The sequence below is a fragment of the Streptomyces sp. NPDC048523 genome (assembly GCF_043199815.1).
Taxonomy (GTDB): domain Bacteria; phylum Actinomycetota; class Actinomycetes; order Streptomycetales; family Streptomycetaceae; genus Streptomyces.
The window spans coordinates 572,093-589,816 of the sequence record NZ_JBICWQ010000006.1 but is presented as its reverse complement, the minus strand read 5'-3'; the positions used below and the strand labels follow the sequence as shown (position 1 = coordinate 589,816).

Below are 17,724 nucleotides of genomic sequence, written 5' to 3'. Positions count from 1 at the left end.
GCGGCCTACACACCGCGCATGGCACGGACGGGCTAGTCCTTGAGGCCCGGCACGGCCGCTCACCCCTCGGCGATCCTGCCGGCGTAGATGTCCCGGGCGGCCGGCAGACGTACGTCCGTGGCGGTCCCGAAGTCGTACAGCAGGGTCGTCGAGGCGACCGCCACGGTGCCGTGCCGCCGGCCGTTGACGAAGCTGAAGCGGTGGCGGACCTTGCGGATACGGCCCTGGTCGTCGAGGTAGACGTCGAAGGGCACCGTCGCCGTGGCGAACCCTTTCGCCGCCGCCGCCAGGACGTCCTTGTCGGCACTCGGGGTGCCCTTGGCCGCGGCCACGAGGTCCGCGGTACCCCGGTAGTGCCGCACCTCGGTCCCCGCGAGCTCGGTCGCGCCCACGTACGTCGCCGTCCTGGTCCCGCGCAGAATCTCGGCGGCCACCAGCGGATCGGTGGCACCCCCGGTGACGAGGTTGCCGTCGGTCAGGGTCGCGGTATCGACCCGCACCCACTTGTCGGCGGGCACACCCGCGCCCCGGTTCTTCATGAACAGGGCGCCCGGAGCGAGGAGTTCGGTGATCGGCCGGTGCTCGCTGGTGCCGGCCGGGTCCTGCGGCAGCATCACCTTCAGCCGGCCGAGGCGCTCACGGTAGTCGTACACGCCCTCGCCGCGGATGGTGACCAGGGTGCCGCCGGTGGCCATCTCCATGGACGTACGGGCCTTGGAACTGCCCGCGTCCACCAGGGTGTCGGCGGCCCGGCGCAGGGTCCCGACCGGGTCGGCCGCCCGCGCGTCGTCCAGCGCGGCGCCGCTTCCCGCACAACTCGTGGCGCAGGCGCAGACCATGAGCACCGCCGCGACGACGACCGACCCGCCGGCCTGCCTCTGCTGCCGCTTCGCCATCGCCGCCTACCCCCAGCCGATACGTCCGTCAAGGACCCGTGTCGTTTCGCATAACGACGGCCGGGTGGGGCCCGTCACGCGTACACCGGCCCTTTACCCGGGGTGGGTAACGTTGTCGGCGTGGCGCAGCAGGACAGGATCCCCCCACCTCCCTCCGACCGACCGGCCCACCACACGCAGATGGTCGAACAAGGCCGTTTCTGCCTGGCCCGGTGCACCTGCGGCTGGCGCGGACCGGCGCGCAGAGCCCGCAGCCAGGCCCGGGCGGACGCGGAGGGACACACGGAGGGCTGAGGCCTATGTGTCGTGCCCGGTCACGTGCACCAGGAGCTCGTCGACCAGGGTTCGGTCCTTGGGCTGGGTCAGCCGGTTCCTGGCGGCCGTCGGGGAGAGCCACAGCACGCGGTCGACCTCGTCGTTCGGGGTGAAGGCGCCGGTGACGGCCTCGGCCGCCCAGTAACGGACCTCCTTGGGACGGCCGCCCGCGTAGTACTTCGCGGTGGACAGCGGGGCGCCGGGCACGGCCCGGTGACCCGTCTCCTCCTCGACCTCGCGCAGCGCACCGGCGAGGGCGTCCTCGCCGCGCTTCACCTTGCCCTTGGGGTGCGACCAGTCGTCGTACTTCGGCCGGTGGACCAGGCAGACCTCGAGCCCGCCGTCGGCCGGGGAGCGGCGCCACAGGACGCAGCCGGCCGCCTGGACGGGGGGCTGCGGGGTGTCGGTGTCGGTGTCGGTCACGTGCTGACCGTCTGCTTCTGCCAGCACTGCTGGAACGCGAACCGGGCCGCCTCCACCTCGTGGCGCTGGTCGGCGTGCAGGACACCCAGGGCGTAGGCGGTGGCCGGAGCTATGCGGGGGGTACGGGCCGCGGCGGCGGCCTCGGCGGCCGCCTCCGAGGCGTCCCGGTGACGGTCCAGGGCCTGGCCCGCGGTCAGGAGCCGTACCTCCACCGCTGGATCGCCGCCGGTGAGGGCCTCTCGCGCGTAGCGGTGCAGGCGCAGGAGGAGGCGGACCTGGTGCCAGGGGGCGTCCTGGGGGTGCGGGGAGGGGTCCGGGGAAAGGCCGTGGACGAGGGCCTCGGCGTTGTAGGGGCTGCCCGCGGTGACCAGGGGCAGGGCGGTCACCGCGGCTTCGAGACGTTCCCGGGCCGCGGTGGCGAGGGGGTGGAGGCCGGTGGTGACGGCCGTTCTCGTCAGGGGGACCTCGCTCGCCAGTACGGCGATGCTGTCGGCGACCGCGTGGAAGCGGGAGGAGCCGAGGGCCTGGAGGGCGGTGCTGTGGGCCCGGGTGCGGGCGAGGGTGAGCCGGCGGTCCAGGAGGGCGCCCGCTTTCGCCGCGCCCACCGTCAGGTTGCCGCGGTCCGGGCCGGGCACCACGGTCTGCGTCGGGAACACCGCTCCCGACAGTCTGTGCAGCGCCAGCAACAGCCGCTCCAGCCGGGACTCGTACGCGTGCTCCATGCCCAAGGTCCCTGACAGCCAGGCCAGTTCGGGGCGGAGGGACTCCGACCAGTCGGGGTCCAGGAGGGGGCGGAAGGTGTGGAGGCAGGCGCTGATGCGGCGGACCGAGCGGCGCAGGGCCCGGGCCGCGTCGACCGGGTCCTGCGCGCCCGCCGCCGTAGCGCCCGCCGCCGTACCGCCCGGGTCGCGGTGCTGGCGCAGGGCGCGGAGGAACTCGGTGGCCTGGGCCCGCAGGTAGCCCGCGAGGGCGTCCCCGGTGGGGCCCGGCGGCCCGACGTGCCCGGACCGGGGATCCGTCGGTTCAAGGTGTTGCTGTGCCACGCCGGCGCCTCCGGGCGTCTATGAGCATCTCCTGGACGTTGCGCAGGGGTTGGCCGTCCGCGTCCGTGGCGTGCCGGGTCCACTCACCGTCCGGGCCGAGGTGCCAGGACGCGGTGGTGTCGGACATCCCGGTCTCCAACAGGCGGTTCAGGGCTGCCCGGTGGGCCGGGTCGGTGACCCGGACCAGTGCCTCTATCCGGCGGTCGAGGTTGCGGTGCATCATGTCGGCGCTGCCGAACCACACCTCGGGTTCGCCGCCGTTGCCGAAGGCGAAGACCCGGGAGTGTTCGAGGAACCGGCCGAGGATCGAGCGGACCCGGATGTTCTCGGACATGCCCGCGACGCCCGGGCGGATCGCGCAGATGCCGCGCACCCAGACGTCGACCGGCACGCCCGCCTGGGACGCGCGGTAGAGCGAGTCGATGAGCGCCTCGTCCACCAGCGAGTTGACCTTGATGCGGATGAAGGCCGGACGTCCTGCGCGGTGGTGCTGGACTTCCTTGTTCACGCGGGAGATGAGGCCGTCGCGCAGGGACTTGGGTGCCACCAGCAGACGGCGGTAGGTCTCGCGGCGGGAGTAGCCGGACAGCCGGTTGAAGAGGTCGGAGAGGTCGGCGCCCACCTGCGGATCGGCGGTGAGCAGGCCGAGGTCCTCGTAGAGCCGGGCGGTCTTCGGGTGGTAGTTGCCGGTGCCGACGTGGCTGTACCGCCGTAGCGTGTCGCCCTCCTGACGGACCACCAGGGACAGCTTGCAGTGGGTCTTCAGGCCGACCAGGCCGTAGACGACATGGCAGCCCGCCTCCTCCAGCTTGCGCGCCCACTTGATGTTGGCGTGCTCGTCGAAGCGGGCCTTGATCTCGACCAGGACGAGGACCTGCTTGCCGGCCTCGGCGGCGTCGATGAGGGCGTCGACGATGGGGGAGTCGCCCGAAGTGCGGTACAGGGTCTGCTTGATGGCGAGGACGTCCGGGTCGTCGGCCGCCTGCTGGAGGAATGCCTGCACGGACGTCGAGAAGCTGTCGTAGGGGTGGTGCAGCAGGACGTCACGGATGCGCAGGGCGGCGAAGATGTCCGGCGCGGACGCGGACTCGACCTCGGCCAGGTCACGGTGGACGCCCGCGACGAACTTGCGGTACTTCAGCTCGGGGCGGTCCAGGCCGGCTATGCGGAAGAGGCCGGTGAGGTCGAGCGGCCCGGGCAGCGGGTAGACCTCCGCCTCGGAGATCTTCAGCTCGCGCACGAGGAGGTCGAGCACATCGCGGTCGATGGACTCCTCGACCTCCAGACGGACCGGCGGACCGAAGCGGCGCCGCATGAGCTCCTTTTCCAGGGCCTGGAGGAGGTTCTCGGCGTCGTCCTCCTCGACCTCCAGGTCCTCGTTGCGGGTGACCCGGAAGGTGTGGTGCTCCAGCACCTCCATGCCCGGGAACAGCTCCTCCAGGTGGGCGCCGATGACGTCCTCGATGGGGACGTAGCGGCCGGGGGAGGACTCCAGGAAGCGGGACAGCAGCGGCGGGACCTTGACCCGGGCGAAGTGGCGGTTGCCGTTGACCGGGTTGCGCACGATCACGGCCAGGTTCAGGGAGAGGCCGGAGATGTACGGGAAGGGGTGCGCCGGGTCGACCGCCAGGGGGGTCAGGACCGGGAAGATCTGGTGCCGGAACAGGGTGAAGAGGCGGGCCTGCTCCTTCTCCTGGAGTTCGCTCCAGCGGACCAGGTGGATGCCCTCCTCCGCGAGGGTGGGGGCGACGTCCTCGTGGTAGCAGGCGGCGTGCCGGGCCATCAGCTCGCGGGAGCGGGCCCAGATCATCTCCAGCACCTCGCGCGGCTGGAGGCCGGAGGCGGAGCGGGTGGCGACGCCGGTGGCGATACGGCGCTTCAGTCCGGCGACCCGGACCATGAAGAACTCGTCCAGGTTGCTGGCGAAGATCGCGAGGAAGTTCGCGCGCTCCAGGAGGGGCGTGTTCGGGTCCTCGGCGAGTTCCAGGACCCGTTCGTTGAACGCGAGCCAGCTGCGCTCCCGGTCGAGGAAACGGCCCTGCGGGAGCTGGGCGGCACCGTCGACCGGGATCTCCTCGTACGCGTCGAGATCGGCGTCGAGGTCGGGCTCGAGATCGGAGACGGTGGCCGACACGGTGTGCGGGCGGTGCGCGGCTATGGAGCCCACGGAGGGCTGCATGTGCTGGACCTCTGCCTGGGCGTTCGACTGGCTCATGGACCCATTCTTCCGCGCCAGGAGCGAAACGGGCGCGTCGGAGGCGGCGAGCGGGAGCACGGCGGCGACCGGGACGTCCCCGTTCCCTGCGGATCCCCCGGGCGGCGGCGAAGGCTCTGGCACAGCGGGCTTCATCCAGCGAGCCTCGCAAGCCTGTCTGAACCAACGGTTACGGCGACATGGCGTTCGGGATATCGGCGGAGGGCTCGCGGGGGTCTGCGGAGCGGAGGCGGGCGTTTTTCTCGGGGGTGGGGGGTGAGGTGGGTCCTGGGGCGGGGGTGCGCGGTCGCGAGGCGCGAGTCGGGGCTGGGAGGGCCGCACCTGCCGTGTGCCTGCCCTGTTCCTGCCGGGGGCGTGCCGGAGCTGGGCCGACCAGCGCGCTGACGCGGCCCGTGGGCAGCCGGAAGGAGCAGCCGTCGAGGGCCGGCCCGCCTGCCGTACGGCTTGCCCGGGCCGGCCACCTTCAGGGCGACGGCCAGGCCCCGCGGACCGGGCGCGGGCACGGGCACAGGCACAGGCACGGGCGCCGAGCGTCCTGCGGATGAAGGTGCCGAGGCTGTGGCGGGCCTCGGCCAGGCCCTCGCGCTCCCGCTCGCGGTATGTCTCGAGCACGGTGTTCGGCTTGCTGGTGGTGGCCTCCACGACCTCGCGTGCCGTGGGGACCCGCTCGCCGGGTTCCGGGAGGCCCAGCCGCAGGGCTTGCCTGGTCTGCTGGACGATCTGCAGGTAGGCGGCGACGCCGGAGCGTGGTTTTTTCGGAGCTGGGTGAACCGGTCGGCGGGGGTCGTCCGATGAAGGGGCGTGAGGGAAACGAGAAGCGACGGGGATCTGCTGCGGGCCATCGCGGCGGACGGCGACCGGCGCGCCTTCGAGGAGCTGTACCGGCGGTACGCGCCCTGGCTGCTGGCCCGGCTGCGCGGCCGGTGCGCCGACGCGGGCCTGGTCGACGACGTCGTGCAGGAGACGTTCCTCGCGGTGTGGCGGGGGACCGCGCGCTATCGCGAGGAAGGCGACGTGGCCGGGTGGCTGTGGCGGATCGGCTCGCGGCGGCTGATCGACGCGCTGCGCGGTGACGGGGCGCGGGGGCGGCTCAGGCAGGCCCTGTCCCGCCTGCGGCACCGGGACGAGGTGTCCGCGGAGGAACGCGTGCTCGCGGGGGTGGAGCACGGGGACCTCGCGGGCGCCCTCGTCCGGCTGTCACCGGAGCTGCGGGCGGTCCTGCAGGCCACGGTCATCGACGGCCTGACCACCCGCGAGGCCGCCGTCCTGCTGGGCATCCCGCCCGGCACGGTCAAGACCCGCGCGATGCGGGCCCGCAAGCAGCTGAGGGAGGCCCTCGCATGACGACCGACGCACGGTCGCAGGGCCCGGTACGGGGACGCACTCGAGAAGGTGGGGCGGCATGACCTGGCATGTGGCCGAAGAAGATCTGCGGGCGTATGCCCTGGGCGAGTTGGCCGCCCCCCTGCTGTGGTCCGCCGACACCCATCTCGCCGCCTGCGCCGAGTGCCGGGGGCTGCTGGCCGGTGTCACCGACCCGGTGACGCTGGATGCCGGATGGGAGCGGCTGGACGCCGAACTGGACGCGCCCCGGCCCGGGTGGTTCGAGTCGCTGCTGACGCGGGTCGGGATCGCCGACCACACCACGCGGCTGCTCGCGGCCACGCCGGTGCTCAGGCGCTCCTGGCTGGCGGCGGTGGTGTTCCTGCTGCTGGCGACCGTCGGCGCGGTGCGCACCACCGAGTCCCCGACCCTGTTCCTCGCCCTCGCCCCGCTGCTGCCGCTGGCCGGCGTGGCGCTGTCCTACGGTCCGGTGCTCGACCCGACCTACGAGATGACGGTCGTCGCGCCCACCCACGGCTTCCGGCTGCTGATGATCCGCACGCTCGCCGTGCTGGTCGCGGGCCTCGGCCTCAACGGACTCGCCACCCTCGCCCTGCCCGGTTACGGCCTGCGCGCCCTGGCCTGGCTGCTGCCCGCGCTCGCCCTCACGGCGACCGGCCTCGCGCTCACTCCGCGGCTCGGCCCGGTGCTCGCCCCGTCCCTGGTGGGCGGCGCCTGGGTCGCGGCACTCCTCGCCGCGCAGGCCGCGCAGCACACGGCCGCCGACCCGCTCGCGCCCTTCACGGCGGCCGGTCAGGGCGTGGCCGGAACCGTCGCCGCACTCGCCGCCGGGCTGCTCTTTCTCCTCCGTGACCGCTTCGACCTCTTCAACGGGAGCGCCGAATGACCGCCACCGTCTCTGCCTCCGGGCTCCATCTCCGCTACGGCGGCATCCGCGCTCTCGACGACGTGTCGCTGCGGCTGACGCCCGGTGTGACCGGGCTGCTCGGGCCCAACGGGGCCGGGAAGACCACCCTGTTGCGGGTGCTCGCCACCGCCGTGCCCGCCGACCGGGGCTCCTTCACCGTGCTCGGCCACGACCCGGGCAGCTCGCGCGGACGTCAGCAGGTCCGCCGTTCGCTCGGCTATCTGCCGCAGACCCCGGGGTTCCACCCGGACTTCAGCGCCTTCGAGTTCGTCGACTACGTGGCGATCCTCAAGGAGCTCACCGACCGCACCGCACGCCACCGCGAGGTGCGCCGCGTGCTGGAGGAGGTCGACCTCGGGGACGTACGCCGACAGCGCATCAAGCGGCTGTCCGGCGGGATGCGGCAGCGGGTCGCGCTGGCCGCCGCGCTCGTCGGCGACCCCGGCTTCCTCGTCCTGGACGAGCCCACCGTCGGCCTCGACCCCGAACAGCGCATGCGGTTCCGGGAGTTGATCGCGCAGGCGGGGGAGGGGCGGACCGTGCTCCTGTCCACCCACCAGACCGAGGACGTGGCGATGCTCTGCCACCGCGTCCTCGTCATGGCCCGCGGCCGCATCCTCTTCGAGGGCACCCCCGCCGACCTGACCGCCCGCGCGGCCGGCCGCGTGTGGAGCAGCACGGAACGCGCCCCGGGCGCCAAGGCGGGCTGGCGGACCGGCACCGGCTCCTTCCGCAACGTCGGCGACCCGCCCGCCGGCGCCGACCTCCTCGAACCCACCCTGGAGGACGGCTACCTGCTCACCCTCGACGACGTGGACGCCGAGGTGGCGGCCGCATGAGCCTGGCGACGCAGACGGTGGCCGAGGCCGCCGCCGTACACGAGGACGATCCGCGCCGACGAGCCTGGGCAGCCGTGTTCGCCCTCGCCCGGTTCGAGGCACGCGACCTGCTGCGGTACATCCCGGTGCTGGTGACCCTCGTTCTGTACGTCGGTTACACCGCCTGGACGCTGTTCGGCTCGAAGGAGGGCATGGACGCCTTCCCGGCCCTCCAGGACGCCGACCGCGCCACCCAGAGCGGGCCCCTGTTCCTCGGGATCGCCCTGTTCGTGTGCGTCAACCGGTGCACGCTGCGCTCCCGCAGGCGCGGTACCGACCGGCAGTTCGACGTGCTGGTCATGGAACCGTGGCGGCGGACGGTCGCGCATGTGCTGTCGGTGGCGCCCTTCGCCGCCGTCACCGCGCTGGTCGTGCTCGGCGAGTTCACCCGGCAGGCCCTCAGGCCGGGCGCGGTGGGCCACGGCTCACTCGCCGAACTGGCCGTCGGCCCCCTGTACGTGCTGCTGTGCGGCGCCCTCGGGGTGCTGCTCGCCCGGCTGGTCCCGTCCACGCTCGCGGCACCGGGCGGCATCGTCGCGCTCTTCGTCGTCAGCGTGTTCCTCTCCGCGGGCACCAGCGACGCGGAGTGGACCCGGTGGCTGCCCCCGATCGTGAGCGAGAACGGCGGCAACACGGTCCTCCCCTCGGACCTCATCGGCCGCCCGGCGGCCTGGCACGCGCTGTACCTGACCGGGCTGATCCTGCTGCTCGCCCTCTGCGCGGTCCTGGCGAGCGGCGGCCGGACGCTGTCGCTGAAGGCCGGTGCGGCGGGTGCGCTCGCGCTGACGCTGGCCGGCGCGGTGGGCCAGTCCGGAGGCGTGTCACCGGAGCTGTCCGCCGCCCGCGAACAGGCCTCGGTCTCCCCGCAACGGGACCAGACCTGCGTCGAGCAGGGCACCTCGACGTACTGCGCCTTCCCCGAGTGGACCGGCCGCGCGGGCACCTGGGCGGGGGTCGTGGACCGCGTCCAGTCCCTGGCCGGCGGTACGGCCGCCCGGCAGCCCCTTCTCGTACGGCAGCGGGTCGAGGCTCGTTACGGTCTGGACGGCGACTCGGCGATCGATCCGCTCACCACGCCGCACCAGGTCACCGTCGACACGCGGTGGGGCGGCAACCGGGTCCCCGAGTTCGCGGTCGCCGTCGCCTATGTGCTGGTCGCCGGAGACGAGTCGAAGGGCGGCGAGCTGTGCGACGGCAGGGTGGTCACCACGATGTGGCTGGCCCTGGGCGGGGCCTCCCACCCGATGACCGACCTCGCGAACGTCCGCCTCGACGACAGCGTCACCGGGTCCGCGTATGTACTCGCCCCGACCAGCGGGCTGTCCATGACGGCCGGACAGACCGATGTCGTACGGGAGTTGCTCCGGCGGCCCCGCGGCGAGGTGACGGCTTCCGTCAAGCGGCACTGGGGCGAGCTGACCGCGTCGGGGGTCTCGACGACCCAGGTGGCGCGGGTGCTGGGGACCGAGGTGCCGAAGGGGGCGAAGGATTGTGAGGACGGGGAGTGACGGGGGTGTTGAGCGGCGGCTCGGCGGAGTTGGGGCGGGTGCCGGAGGTGTTTCGGGAGCCAGGGGAGCTCGGGGCGTGAGCAGCGCGCTGACGGTGGCCGTGGCGCGGACGGTGCCGTGGCGGGCGGTCGGCGCCGGGGCGGCCGTAGGGCTGCTGGTCGTGGGGGTGCCGCGGCTGCTGTCCACCACCCTCGACGCGTGGCTCGGCCTCAACCTTCTGCGGGCCGCCGCGCTCGTCTTCGCCCTCGGACTGACCTTCCTCCTGGACGACCCGGCCCGGCGTCTCACCTCCCCCGTCCCCACCCCGCGTTGGGTCCGGACGGGACTGCGGGTGGCGCTGGTCGCCCCGGTCACCGCGCTGTGGTGGGCGGCCGTACTGGTCCTCGTACCGGCGCAGGCGCGCCCCCCGGTCGGCGCGATCACCCTGGAGGCGGCGAGTACGGCCGCCCTCGCGCTGGCCGCCGCGGCCGTCGCCGTCCGCTTCACCGACGAACCCGAACCCGGCCCCTCGGTGGCGGCCGGCGTTCTGACCCTCGCCCTCCTCGCCCCCCTTCTGCTCCCCACCCGCTGGGACCTGTTCGTCCCGGTGGGCGACCCGGACTGGACGGCGGCACACGGCCGATGGGCCCTGGTGCTGACGGGCGCGGTACTGGTGGGGGTGGCTTGCGCGCGGGAGCCGGTGCGTGGCTCTGCTCCGAAGAGGCGAGAACGTCGCGGCATCCGGTTCACCTCGTGACATCCGGTTCAAGGTGTCGCCGACTGGAAGGCGGGTGAAGTCCCCGTCATCGGTGCCGCAGTTGTCGGGCCAGGCTTTTCCTGCTCATGCCGGGGGACTGCTGTCATGCCGAGATGCCCGGTGTGCGCTGACGTCGTGACAGGTCGAGGCGAACGCGATCGACCCGTCCGTCGTCTGCGATCTCGACGTGCTGCGCACGCTCCACCACGAAGCCACCGCGGGCCGGCGGATCGGGCAACGCCCGGATACGGGAGCGTCTGCTACGCACCGGCAGACGGGCGGCTCTGGAACGAACTCCTGCGCGCCGCGCACGCCACGGGCGACACGGACAGGCTCGCATCGACGGCAGCAGCGCTCGTCGCCCGCCATCACGAGCTCACCGGCGGCGCCCGCGGCCTGCCTCCCCGCACCGAGGCGCTCCTCGACGAGCTCCTGCCGGCCTGGCGTGAGGCCCAAGGCGCTGCCGGCCGACTCCCCGTGCAATCAGCCGTAGGCCCGACTCGTCACGTCTCCGTGCGGTACATCAGGTCCGTCTCGTACGTCGTGAAACCGAGCCGTTCGTAGACCGAGACCGCCGCCTTGTTGTCGGCGTCGACGTACAGCATCGCGGTCGGCAGGCCCTGCGCGGCGAGGTGGCGCAGGCCGATCGTCGTGAGGGCCTTGCCGAGGCCGCCGCCCTGGGTGCCGGGGCGGACGCCGAGGACGTAGACCTCGCCGAGCTGTTCCGTCGCGTGGACCTTGGTCCAGTGGAAGCCGATCAGTTCGCCGTCCCGGAAGGCCAGGAAGAAGCCCTCGGGGTCGAACCAGGCCTGGGACTTGCGGTCGTCGAGGTCGCGCTGGGTCAGGGAGCCCTGCTCGGGGTGGTGGGCGAACGCGGCCGCGTTCACCGCCAGCCAGGCGGTGTCGTCCTCGCCGGGGACGAAGGCGCGGACGGTCACGTCGGCCGGGAGCACCGGGTCGGGCAGCTCCAGGCCGGTCAGGGGGCGCCGCATCTGCCGTAGCTCACGGAAGAGGGTGAGGCCCAGGACCTGGGCGAGATGGCGGGCGGCGCTGTGGCCGCCGTGGGCCCACACCCGCAGCCGCTTGCCGGAGGCGGCGAGGAGCGCCGAGCCCAGGGCGCGGCCGTGGCCGTGGCCGCGGTGGGCGGGGTGGACGACCAGCTCCGCCGCCGGTGCCTCCACCGGGTCGGTGTCCTCCAGCTGGGCGTATCCGGCCAGTTCGTCGTCCACGTGCAGCAGCAGATGGGACACGCCCTCGCGGGCGCCGCCCCGCAGCTGCAACCTGCCCTGTTCGGACACCGCCTGCCTGCCGTCGGCCTGCGCGGCCTCGGCCAGGAGCCCGAGGACCGCCTCGGTCTGCTGCGGCGAGAGCACCGAGAGGGTGTCGATGGAGCGGGCGATGCCGGGGCGTGCGATGTCGTCGCTGGTCATGGCTACGAGGGTAAGGGCAGGTCCGGGCAAAGCGGCGGCAAAGAAGCAACCGGGATGTAACCATGAAACCCCTGTCGCGCTACGCGCGTTGACCCTAGGCTGCGCCGGACGGGGGCCACTCTCACATCCGGAACACAGGGGGGCGTATGCCAGCCATATCCCAGTCGGACCAGCCGCGCCGGTCGGGCGCAATCCGCCGCGGACGCCGCACGTACCGTCTGGTCGCCGCGGCCGCCGGTCTCGCCACCGTCGGCGCCCTCGCCGCCGCGATGCCCGCGGGCGCGCACGACAGCAAGCACGGCAAGCCGCTGCCGAGCCGCTACCAGGACGTCCAGCTGCTGTCCTTCAACGACCTGCACGGCAATCTGGAGCCGCCGTCCGGCTCCTCCGGCCGGGTCACCGAACTCCAGGCGGACGGGACGACGAAGACGATCGACGCGGGGGGCGTCGAGTATCTCGCGACCCATCTGCGCGAGGCCCGCAAGGGCAACCCGTACTCCGTCACCGCGGCCGGCGGTGACATGGTCGGCGCGTCGCCCCTCATCTCGGGTCTGTTCCACGACGAGCCCACCATCGAGGCGCTCAACAAGCTCGACCTGGATGTGACGAGCGTCGGCAACCACGAGTTCGACGAGGGCGCCAAGGAACTGGCCCGGCTGCAGAACGGCGGCTGTCACCCCACCGCCGGCTGCTACACCGACAAGAAGTTCAAGGGCGCCGACTTCCCCTACCTCGCGGCGAACGTCCTGGACGAGAAGACCGGCAGGCCGATCCTCAAGCCCTACTGGGTGTGGAAGAAGAACGGCGTCAAGGTCGGCTTCATCGGCGTCACCCTGGAGGACACCCCGGGTGTCGTCTCGGCCGAGGGCGTCAAGGGCCTGAAGTTCAAGGACGAGGTCGAGACGATCAACAAGTACGCGCGCGTGCTCCAGAAGCAGGGCGTGAAGTCGATCGTGGCGCTCATCCACGAGGGCGGGCAGCCGGCCTCGGGCTCGTACAACTACAACTGTGACTCGCCGGGCGCCGGCGACGGCATCTCCGGCCCGATCGTCGACATCGCCAAGAACATCTCGCCGTCCGTCGACGCCCTGGTCACCGGCCACACGCACGCCGCGTACGTCTGCACGATCCCCGACCCGTCGGGCAAGCCACGCATGGTCACCTCGGCCGCCTCCTTCGGCCGCCTCTACACGGACACGACGCTGACGTACGACCGCTTCACCGGCGACATCGCCCGTACGGCCGTGAAGTCGGCGAACCACGTGGTCACCCGGACCGTCGCCAAGGCGCCCGACATGACCGAGCTGATCAGCAGGTGGAACACGCTCGCGGCGCCCATCGGCAACCGCGCGATCGGTTACATCTCCGCCGACGTCCCGAGTACCGGCACCGAGTCCCCGATGGGTGACCTGATCGCCGACGCGCAACTCGCGTACGGCAAGAAGCTCGACCCCGAGACCGACCTCGCGCTGATGAACCCGGGCGGGGTGCGGGCCGGCCTGACCTACGCGGCCAAGGGGACCGAGGGCGACGGTGTGGTGACGTACGCCGAGGGCTTCACGGTGCAGCCGTTCTCCAACACCGTGAACCTCCAGGACTTCACCGGGGCCCAGCTGGTCAAGGTGCTCCAGGAGCAGGTGAGCGGCTCGAACGCGGCCTCGCCCAAGATCCTGCAGCCGTCCACCGGCCTCACCTACACGCTCGACCTGACGAAGACCGGCGCGGACCGGATCGTCGTGGACTCCGTGAAGCTGAACGGGACGGCCATCGACCCGGCGGCCACCTACCGTGTCGCGACCAACAGCTTCCTCGCGGGCGGCGGCGACGGCTTCACCACGCTGGGCCAGGGCACGGGCGACCTCGTCGGCGGCGACGACCTCGCCGCTCTCGTGGACTACCTGACGGCCAACTCCTCGGCGGCCGGCCCGATCGCACCGCCGGTCACGAACCGGATCACGGTCGTTCAGTAACTCTCGAAAAACCCCGGCCCCGCCGACCACCCACCGTCACGCAAGGCGGTGGGTGGTCGGCGGGGCTTTTTCATTGGCCCATAAATTCTGTGTCAGCATTTCGATTCTCAGGCGATGCACATCCTTTCTTATTGAGGTCTAAGGCGGAATGGCCTTTTCCCCCGCAGGAATGCTTGTAGTGTTTTCCATGTCGAGATCGAACGACGCAAACGCAAAGGAAAACATGATGAGCTTCCACAAGATTGCCCCCGTCAAGAAGGCTCCCAAGCCCGCTCCGGCCCCGAAGAAGAAGGCGCCGAAGAAGCACGCGCCGAAGCGCCGCCCGGTCGGCCACAAGGGCTGAGCCGACACGCCACGAGGCGGGGTCACCGGCAGCGAGCGCGTCTCGCGCCGGGGCCCCGCCTCGGCCGTCTCCACCGCCCGCGACCGCCGCATACGAAAGGGAGTCGTCATGAGGGAAGTCCGCGAGGCCTTCCACCGTTTCTGGCCGCTGACCCGCGGCGACCGCAAGTGGCTGGCGGCGATCGTCGCGTGCGTGGTGGTGGCCGCGCTCGCCGAGACCGCCGCGATCCTGCTGTTCGCGGAGCTCACCGACACCGCCCTGAAGGCCGGTTCCCTCTCCGCGTTCTGGGGCCCGGCCGGCGCCTGGCTCGCCGTGGCCGTGCTCGGCGCGCTCGTCGGCTACTTCGGCAACTCGCTCGCGACCTGGACCGCGGAGAGATTCGTGCTGCGGCTGCGCGCGAAGGTCTTCCGGCACATCCAGGACCTGCCCCCGCACTTCTTCCAGAAGCACCGCCAGGGCGACCTGGTCGAACGCCTCACCGGTGACGTCGAGGCCATCGAGCAGATGGTCGTGTCCGGCGTCGTCGGCACGGTCGCCGCCGCGTTCTCGGCCGTCTTCTACTCCGCGGCCGCCCTGTATCTGCGCTGGGACCTGGCCCTCGCCACCTTCGTCCTCGCGCCCCTGTTCCTGGTCGCCGCCCGCCGCTTCTCCGGCCGGATCAAGGAGGCCTCGCAGGACGAGCGGGTCGCGGACGGCGCGATCACCTCCGTCGTGCAGGAGTCGCTCGGCAACGTCGTGCTGACCCAGGCGTACAACCGCCGCCGCGACGAGGAGCGGCGCCTGGACCGTGAGGCCCGCGCCTGGATGAAGGCGTCGGTGCGCGGGGCCCGGCTGAGCGAGATGTACGAGCAGTTCGTCGAGGTCGTGGAGACGCTCTGCGTGCTCGCGGTGATCGGCCTGGGCGTCTGGGAGATCTCGGCGGACCGTATGACGCTGGGCCAACTCCTCGCCTTCGCCGCCTTCATCGGCTATCTGTACCCGCCGGTCCGCAACCTCGGCCAGCTGGGTCTGACCCTCACGGCGGCCACCGCGGGCGCCCGGCGCCTGAACGAGATCCTGGACGCGCAACCGTCGGTCGGCGACCCGGCCGAACCCGTCCCCGCCTGGCCGGTCCACGGCTGGGTCGGCTTCCACGGCGTGCACTTCCGTTACCCCGGCGCCCCCAGGGGCTCCCTCACCGACGTCTCCTTCACGGCCGCCCCCGGCGAGCTGGTGATCATCACGGGCCCGAGCGGCGCCGGCAAGTCCACCCTGTCCAAGCTCCTCACCCGCTTCTACGACCCTTCCGCGGGCGTGATCACCCTGGACGGAGTCCCGCTCACCCACATGGGCCTGGAGTTCCTGCGGGAGCAGATCGCCCTGCTCCCGCAGGAGACGCTGATCCTCAACGGCACGATCCGCGAGAACATCGGGACAGGCCGGCCGGGCGCGAGCGACGCGGAGATCGAACAGGCGGCCCGGTCGGCTGCCGCCCACGACTTCATCGCGTCGCTCCCCGAGGGCTACGACACCGAGATCGCCCCCGGCACGGCCGCCCTGTCCGGCGGCCAGCTCAAGCGGATCACCATCGCCCGCGCGATGCTCCGGGCCGCACCCGTCCTGATCCTCGACGAACCCACCGCCGGCCTCGACTCGGTCGCCGCGCGACAGGTCGTGCAGCCCCTGCGCCGGCTGATGTCCGGCCGCACGACCATCATGATCACCCACGACCTGAGCCTGGCCCCGGACGCGGACCGGATCCTGGTGGTGGACGGCGGCCGCCTGCTGGAAGCGGGCACCCACACGGAACTGCTCACCCGCCGAGGCACCTACGCCCGCCTGCTGGGCCCACTCCCGGAGGACACGATGATCCTCAGAAGGCCGCCGATCGACATGACGGCACCGCGCGGCTGACAGGGCGCCCAGTCTCCGTCAACGTCCTCAGAACGGCTTCGCCGCCTCCACGATCCGCCTCGGCAGGTACGGGGAGCTCACCCTGATCTCCCAGCCCCGGCGGCGTGCGTGGCAGGTGAGGGCCAGGGTGTCGAGGTTGAGGGCGGCGTCGGGGTCGGACGGGCGGTCGGCCACGGCGTAGTGGTCGCGGTGGGCCGTCAGGGCGTCCAGGAGGGCCAGGTTGAAGCTCTCCTCGTCGCCCTCGACGAGCTGGGAGAGGAGCACCACGGGCGGCGGCAGCAGCCCCTGGTCGCGGGCCTTTCCGGCGTCCCGCAGGGCCTGGTCCGTGGCGGGCTCGGGGTCCTCGCCGCGCAGGTAGGCGTGCAGGGCCCGGCGGTAGGAGGCCGACACGGAACGGTCCGGGCCGACACGCTCCGGCCCCGCGAGCACCAGCGGCGCCAGATGCTCCCGCCGGCCCGTGATCAGCGCGAGGTGCACCGCCCGGTGCCAGGCCCCCGGCCCGGCGTCCTCGTCCCGGCAGGCGGGGTACGTCACGGTCCTGCCGTCGATCGTCACCGGCACGTCGGTGCCGGGTTGCGCCAGCGTCGTACGGAAGAGCGCTGCCCCCAGCTCCGCCGCCAGCCGCAGGTTCTCCAGTTGGGCGTCGCTCGCGTCGGCCGTGTGCGAGGCGCGGGTCCGGAACAGGAGCTCCTGGTAGGTGACGGCGTAGGCCAGCTCGAAGGTGGTGAGCGACTTGCCCGGCACCGGGGTGACGGCGTCCCGGGTGTACCGCTCGAACTGCTCCTCGCTGTCCGGGTCCAGCGGACGCGGCTCCAGGCAACGCCCGAACTCCACTACTCCCGCCGCCAGTTCGGCCACCGCGTCCGGGCGGCGGTCCCGGCCGTAGGGCCCCACCCGCGGCGGCGTGGCCCGGAACCCGGTGACCAGCGCGTCCGGCAGGTAGTCGCTGTCGACGGCCGGCGGCCAGCCCTCCTCGCGGTACGCCAGCGCCGTCAGGGCGATCGGCAGGAGCGGGAGGAGACTGCCCGGACGCGCACCGGGCCCGGTGGTGCCGGTGAGCGGCTTCAACAGCCGTACGACCGCCTCGCCGAACCCCTCCCGGTCGCCCGCGGTCAGCGCGCGCAGCGCCCGCAGCCCGATGCCGTACGGCTGGTCGGTGAGGCGTTCCCCGGTCTCCGTCTCCCGCGCCCGGACCCGGTCGAGCGCCGCGTCGAGCGCGGTGAGCTTCTGCTCGCGCGAGGGCGGGTGGTCGGCGTCGTCGTCGGCGGTGTCGCCGATGACGTACGCCATGAAGCCGTTGATCAGCTCGGCGTCGGGGTGGCCGGATCGGCCCTCCAGCGGGGCCTCGCGGGCGAAGTGGAAGGCCTCGCCGTGCCATTGGGTCTTCTCGGCGAGGATCGCCAGGCAGAACGCGTCCAGCCACCTGGCGGCGGTGACCGGCTCCGGGGTGCCGCCGGGCTCGCGGTCGTAGACCAGGCCCCAGTTCGGGTAGGTGAGGAAGACCTCGAAGTGGTCGCGCGGGAAGTACGCCGCGTACGCCACCGCGCCGGCGGCCGCCTCGGCGGCGTCCTCCAGGATCGCCTTCGCCTCGGGGGAGTGCAGATCGGGGGTCTCCACCGAGAGCGCGCCGAGATACTCGACGAACTCCTGGGCGATCAGCCACCACTCCCACGCCGTCACCGGGCCGGCCTTGGACAAGGAGTGGACCTGCGAACCGATCCTGTTCGCGAAGTCCTTCCGCACCGCCGAAACGGCCGCCTCGCCGACCCGATGCCTTTCGATACGCACCATTGTTCCGCTCCCCCGTCAGTCCTTCTTCAGCT

The 17,724-nt window shown here is 72.4% G+C and carries 13 protein-coding genes and 1 pseudogene; 8 read left to right on the top strand and 6 right to left on the bottom strand.

The window, feature by feature from the left end:
* Positions 1-59: 59 nt before the first annotated feature.
* The 4 genes from ACGFWE_RS32090 to ACGFWE_RS32075 all read right to left on the bottom strand — a co-directional run bounded on the left by ACGFWE_RS32090 (position 60) and on the right by ACGFWE_RS32075 (position 5,027).
* Positions 60-896 carry a hypothetical protein gene (locus ACGFWE_RS32090; protein WP_352391664.1) on the bottom strand — a complete coding sequence of 279 codons (837 nt, stop codon included), beginning with the start codon at positions 894-896 and terminating at the stop codon, positions 60-62.
* Between the two features lie 297 nt (positions 897-1,193).
* Positions 1,194-1,634: an NUDIX hydrolase gene (locus ACGFWE_RS32085; RefSeq protein WP_352391665.1), complete on the bottom strand. Its 441-nt coding sequence runs from the start codon at positions 1,632-1,634 to the stop codon at positions 1,194-1,196.
* Complete coding sequence (locus tag ACGFWE_RS32080; RefSeq protein WP_352391666.1) at positions 1,631-2,677, bottom strand: CHAD domain-containing protein; 1,047 nt, start codon at positions 2,675-2,677, stop codon at positions 1,631-1,633. The genes ACGFWE_RS32085 and ACGFWE_RS32080 overlap by 4 nt, the downstream gene beginning before the upstream one ends.
* Positions 2,658-5,027 (bottom strand): RNA degradosome polyphosphate kinase, encoded by a 2,370-nt coding sequence (locus tag ACGFWE_RS32075; protein WP_352391667.1) that lies wholly within the window; start codon positions 5,025-5,027, stop codon positions 2,658-2,660. Before ACGFWE_RS32075 ends, ACGFWE_RS32080 begins: the two co-directional genes overlap by 20 nt.
* A gap of 666 nt (positions 5,028-5,693) precedes the next feature.
* On the opposite strand from ACGFWE_RS32075, the gene ACGFWE_RS32070 reads away from it, so the two are divergent.
* The 6 genes and pseudogenes from ACGFWE_RS32070 to ACGFWE_RS32045 all read left to right on the top strand — a co-directional run.
* On the top strand, positions 5,694-6,236 hold the full coding sequence (locus ACGFWE_RS32070; protein WP_037710944.1) for an RNA polymerase sigma factor: 543 nt from the start codon (positions 5,694-5,696) through the stop codon (positions 6,234-6,236).
* A gap of 58 nt (positions 6,237-6,294) precedes the next feature.
* Entirely contained in the window at positions 6,295-7,122 is an 828-nt protein-coding gene (locus tag ACGFWE_RS32065) for a zf-HC2 domain-containing protein (RefSeq protein WP_393603416.1), read from the top strand.
* Entirely contained in the window at positions 7,119-7,982 is an 864-nt protein-coding gene (locus tag ACGFWE_RS32060; protein WP_352391669.1) for an ABC transporter ATP-binding protein, read from the top strand. The genes ACGFWE_RS32065 and ACGFWE_RS32060 overlap by 4 nt, the downstream gene beginning before the upstream one ends.
* A complete protein-coding gene (locus ACGFWE_RS32055) occupies positions 7,979-9,529 on the top strand; it encodes an ABC transporter permease (protein ID WP_393603414.1) in 1,551 nt (516 codons plus the stop codon). The genes ACGFWE_RS32060 and ACGFWE_RS32055 overlap by 4 nt, the downstream gene beginning before the upstream one ends.
* A 76-nt stretch (positions 9,530-9,605) precedes the next feature.
* On the top strand, positions 9,606-10,265 hold the full coding sequence (locus tag ACGFWE_RS32050; protein WP_393603412.1) for an ABC transporter: 660 nt from the start codon (positions 9,606-9,608) through the stop codon (positions 10,263-10,265).
* Positions 10,266-10,529: 264 nt separating this feature from the next.
* Positions 10,530-10,733, top strand: a pseudogene (locus ACGFWE_RS32045) (hypothetical protein); the annotation flags it as partial.
* Between the two features lie 35 nt (positions 10,734-10,768).
* Here ACGFWE_RS32045 and mshD read toward each other — a convergent pair.
* Positions 10,769-11,695: a mycothiol synthase gene (mshD, locus tag ACGFWE_RS32040; protein ID WP_352391672.1), complete on the bottom strand. Its 927-nt coding sequence runs from the start codon at positions 11,693-11,695 to the stop codon at positions 10,769-10,771.
* A 146-nt stretch (positions 11,696-11,841) separates the two neighbouring features.
* Between mshD and ACGFWE_RS32035 the strand changes: the two genes are divergently transcribed.
* Together ACGFWE_RS32035 and ACGFWE_RS32030 are read left to right on the top strand one after the other, a co-directional pair.
* On the top strand, positions 11,842-13,665 hold the full coding sequence (locus ACGFWE_RS32035; protein ID WP_352391673.1) for a bifunctional metallophosphatase/5'-nucleotidase: 1,824 nt from the start codon (positions 11,842-11,844) through the stop codon (positions 13,663-13,665).
* A 451-nt stretch (positions 13,666-14,116) separates the two neighbouring features.
* Positions 14,117-15,901, top strand: a complete 1,785-nt coding sequence (locus tag ACGFWE_RS32030) for an ABC transporter ATP-binding protein (RefSeq protein WP_352391674.1) — start codon at positions 14,117-14,119, stop codon at positions 15,899-15,901.
* A 27-nt stretch (positions 15,902-15,928) separates the two neighbouring features.
* Here ACGFWE_RS32030 and ACGFWE_RS32025 read toward each other — a convergent pair whose 3' ends face one another.
* Complete coding sequence (locus tag ACGFWE_RS32025; RefSeq protein WP_393603410.1) at positions 15,929-17,692, bottom strand: immunity 49 family protein; 1,764 nt, start codon at positions 17,690-17,692, stop codon at positions 15,929-15,931.
* Positions 17,693-17,724 lie beyond the last annotated feature (32 nt).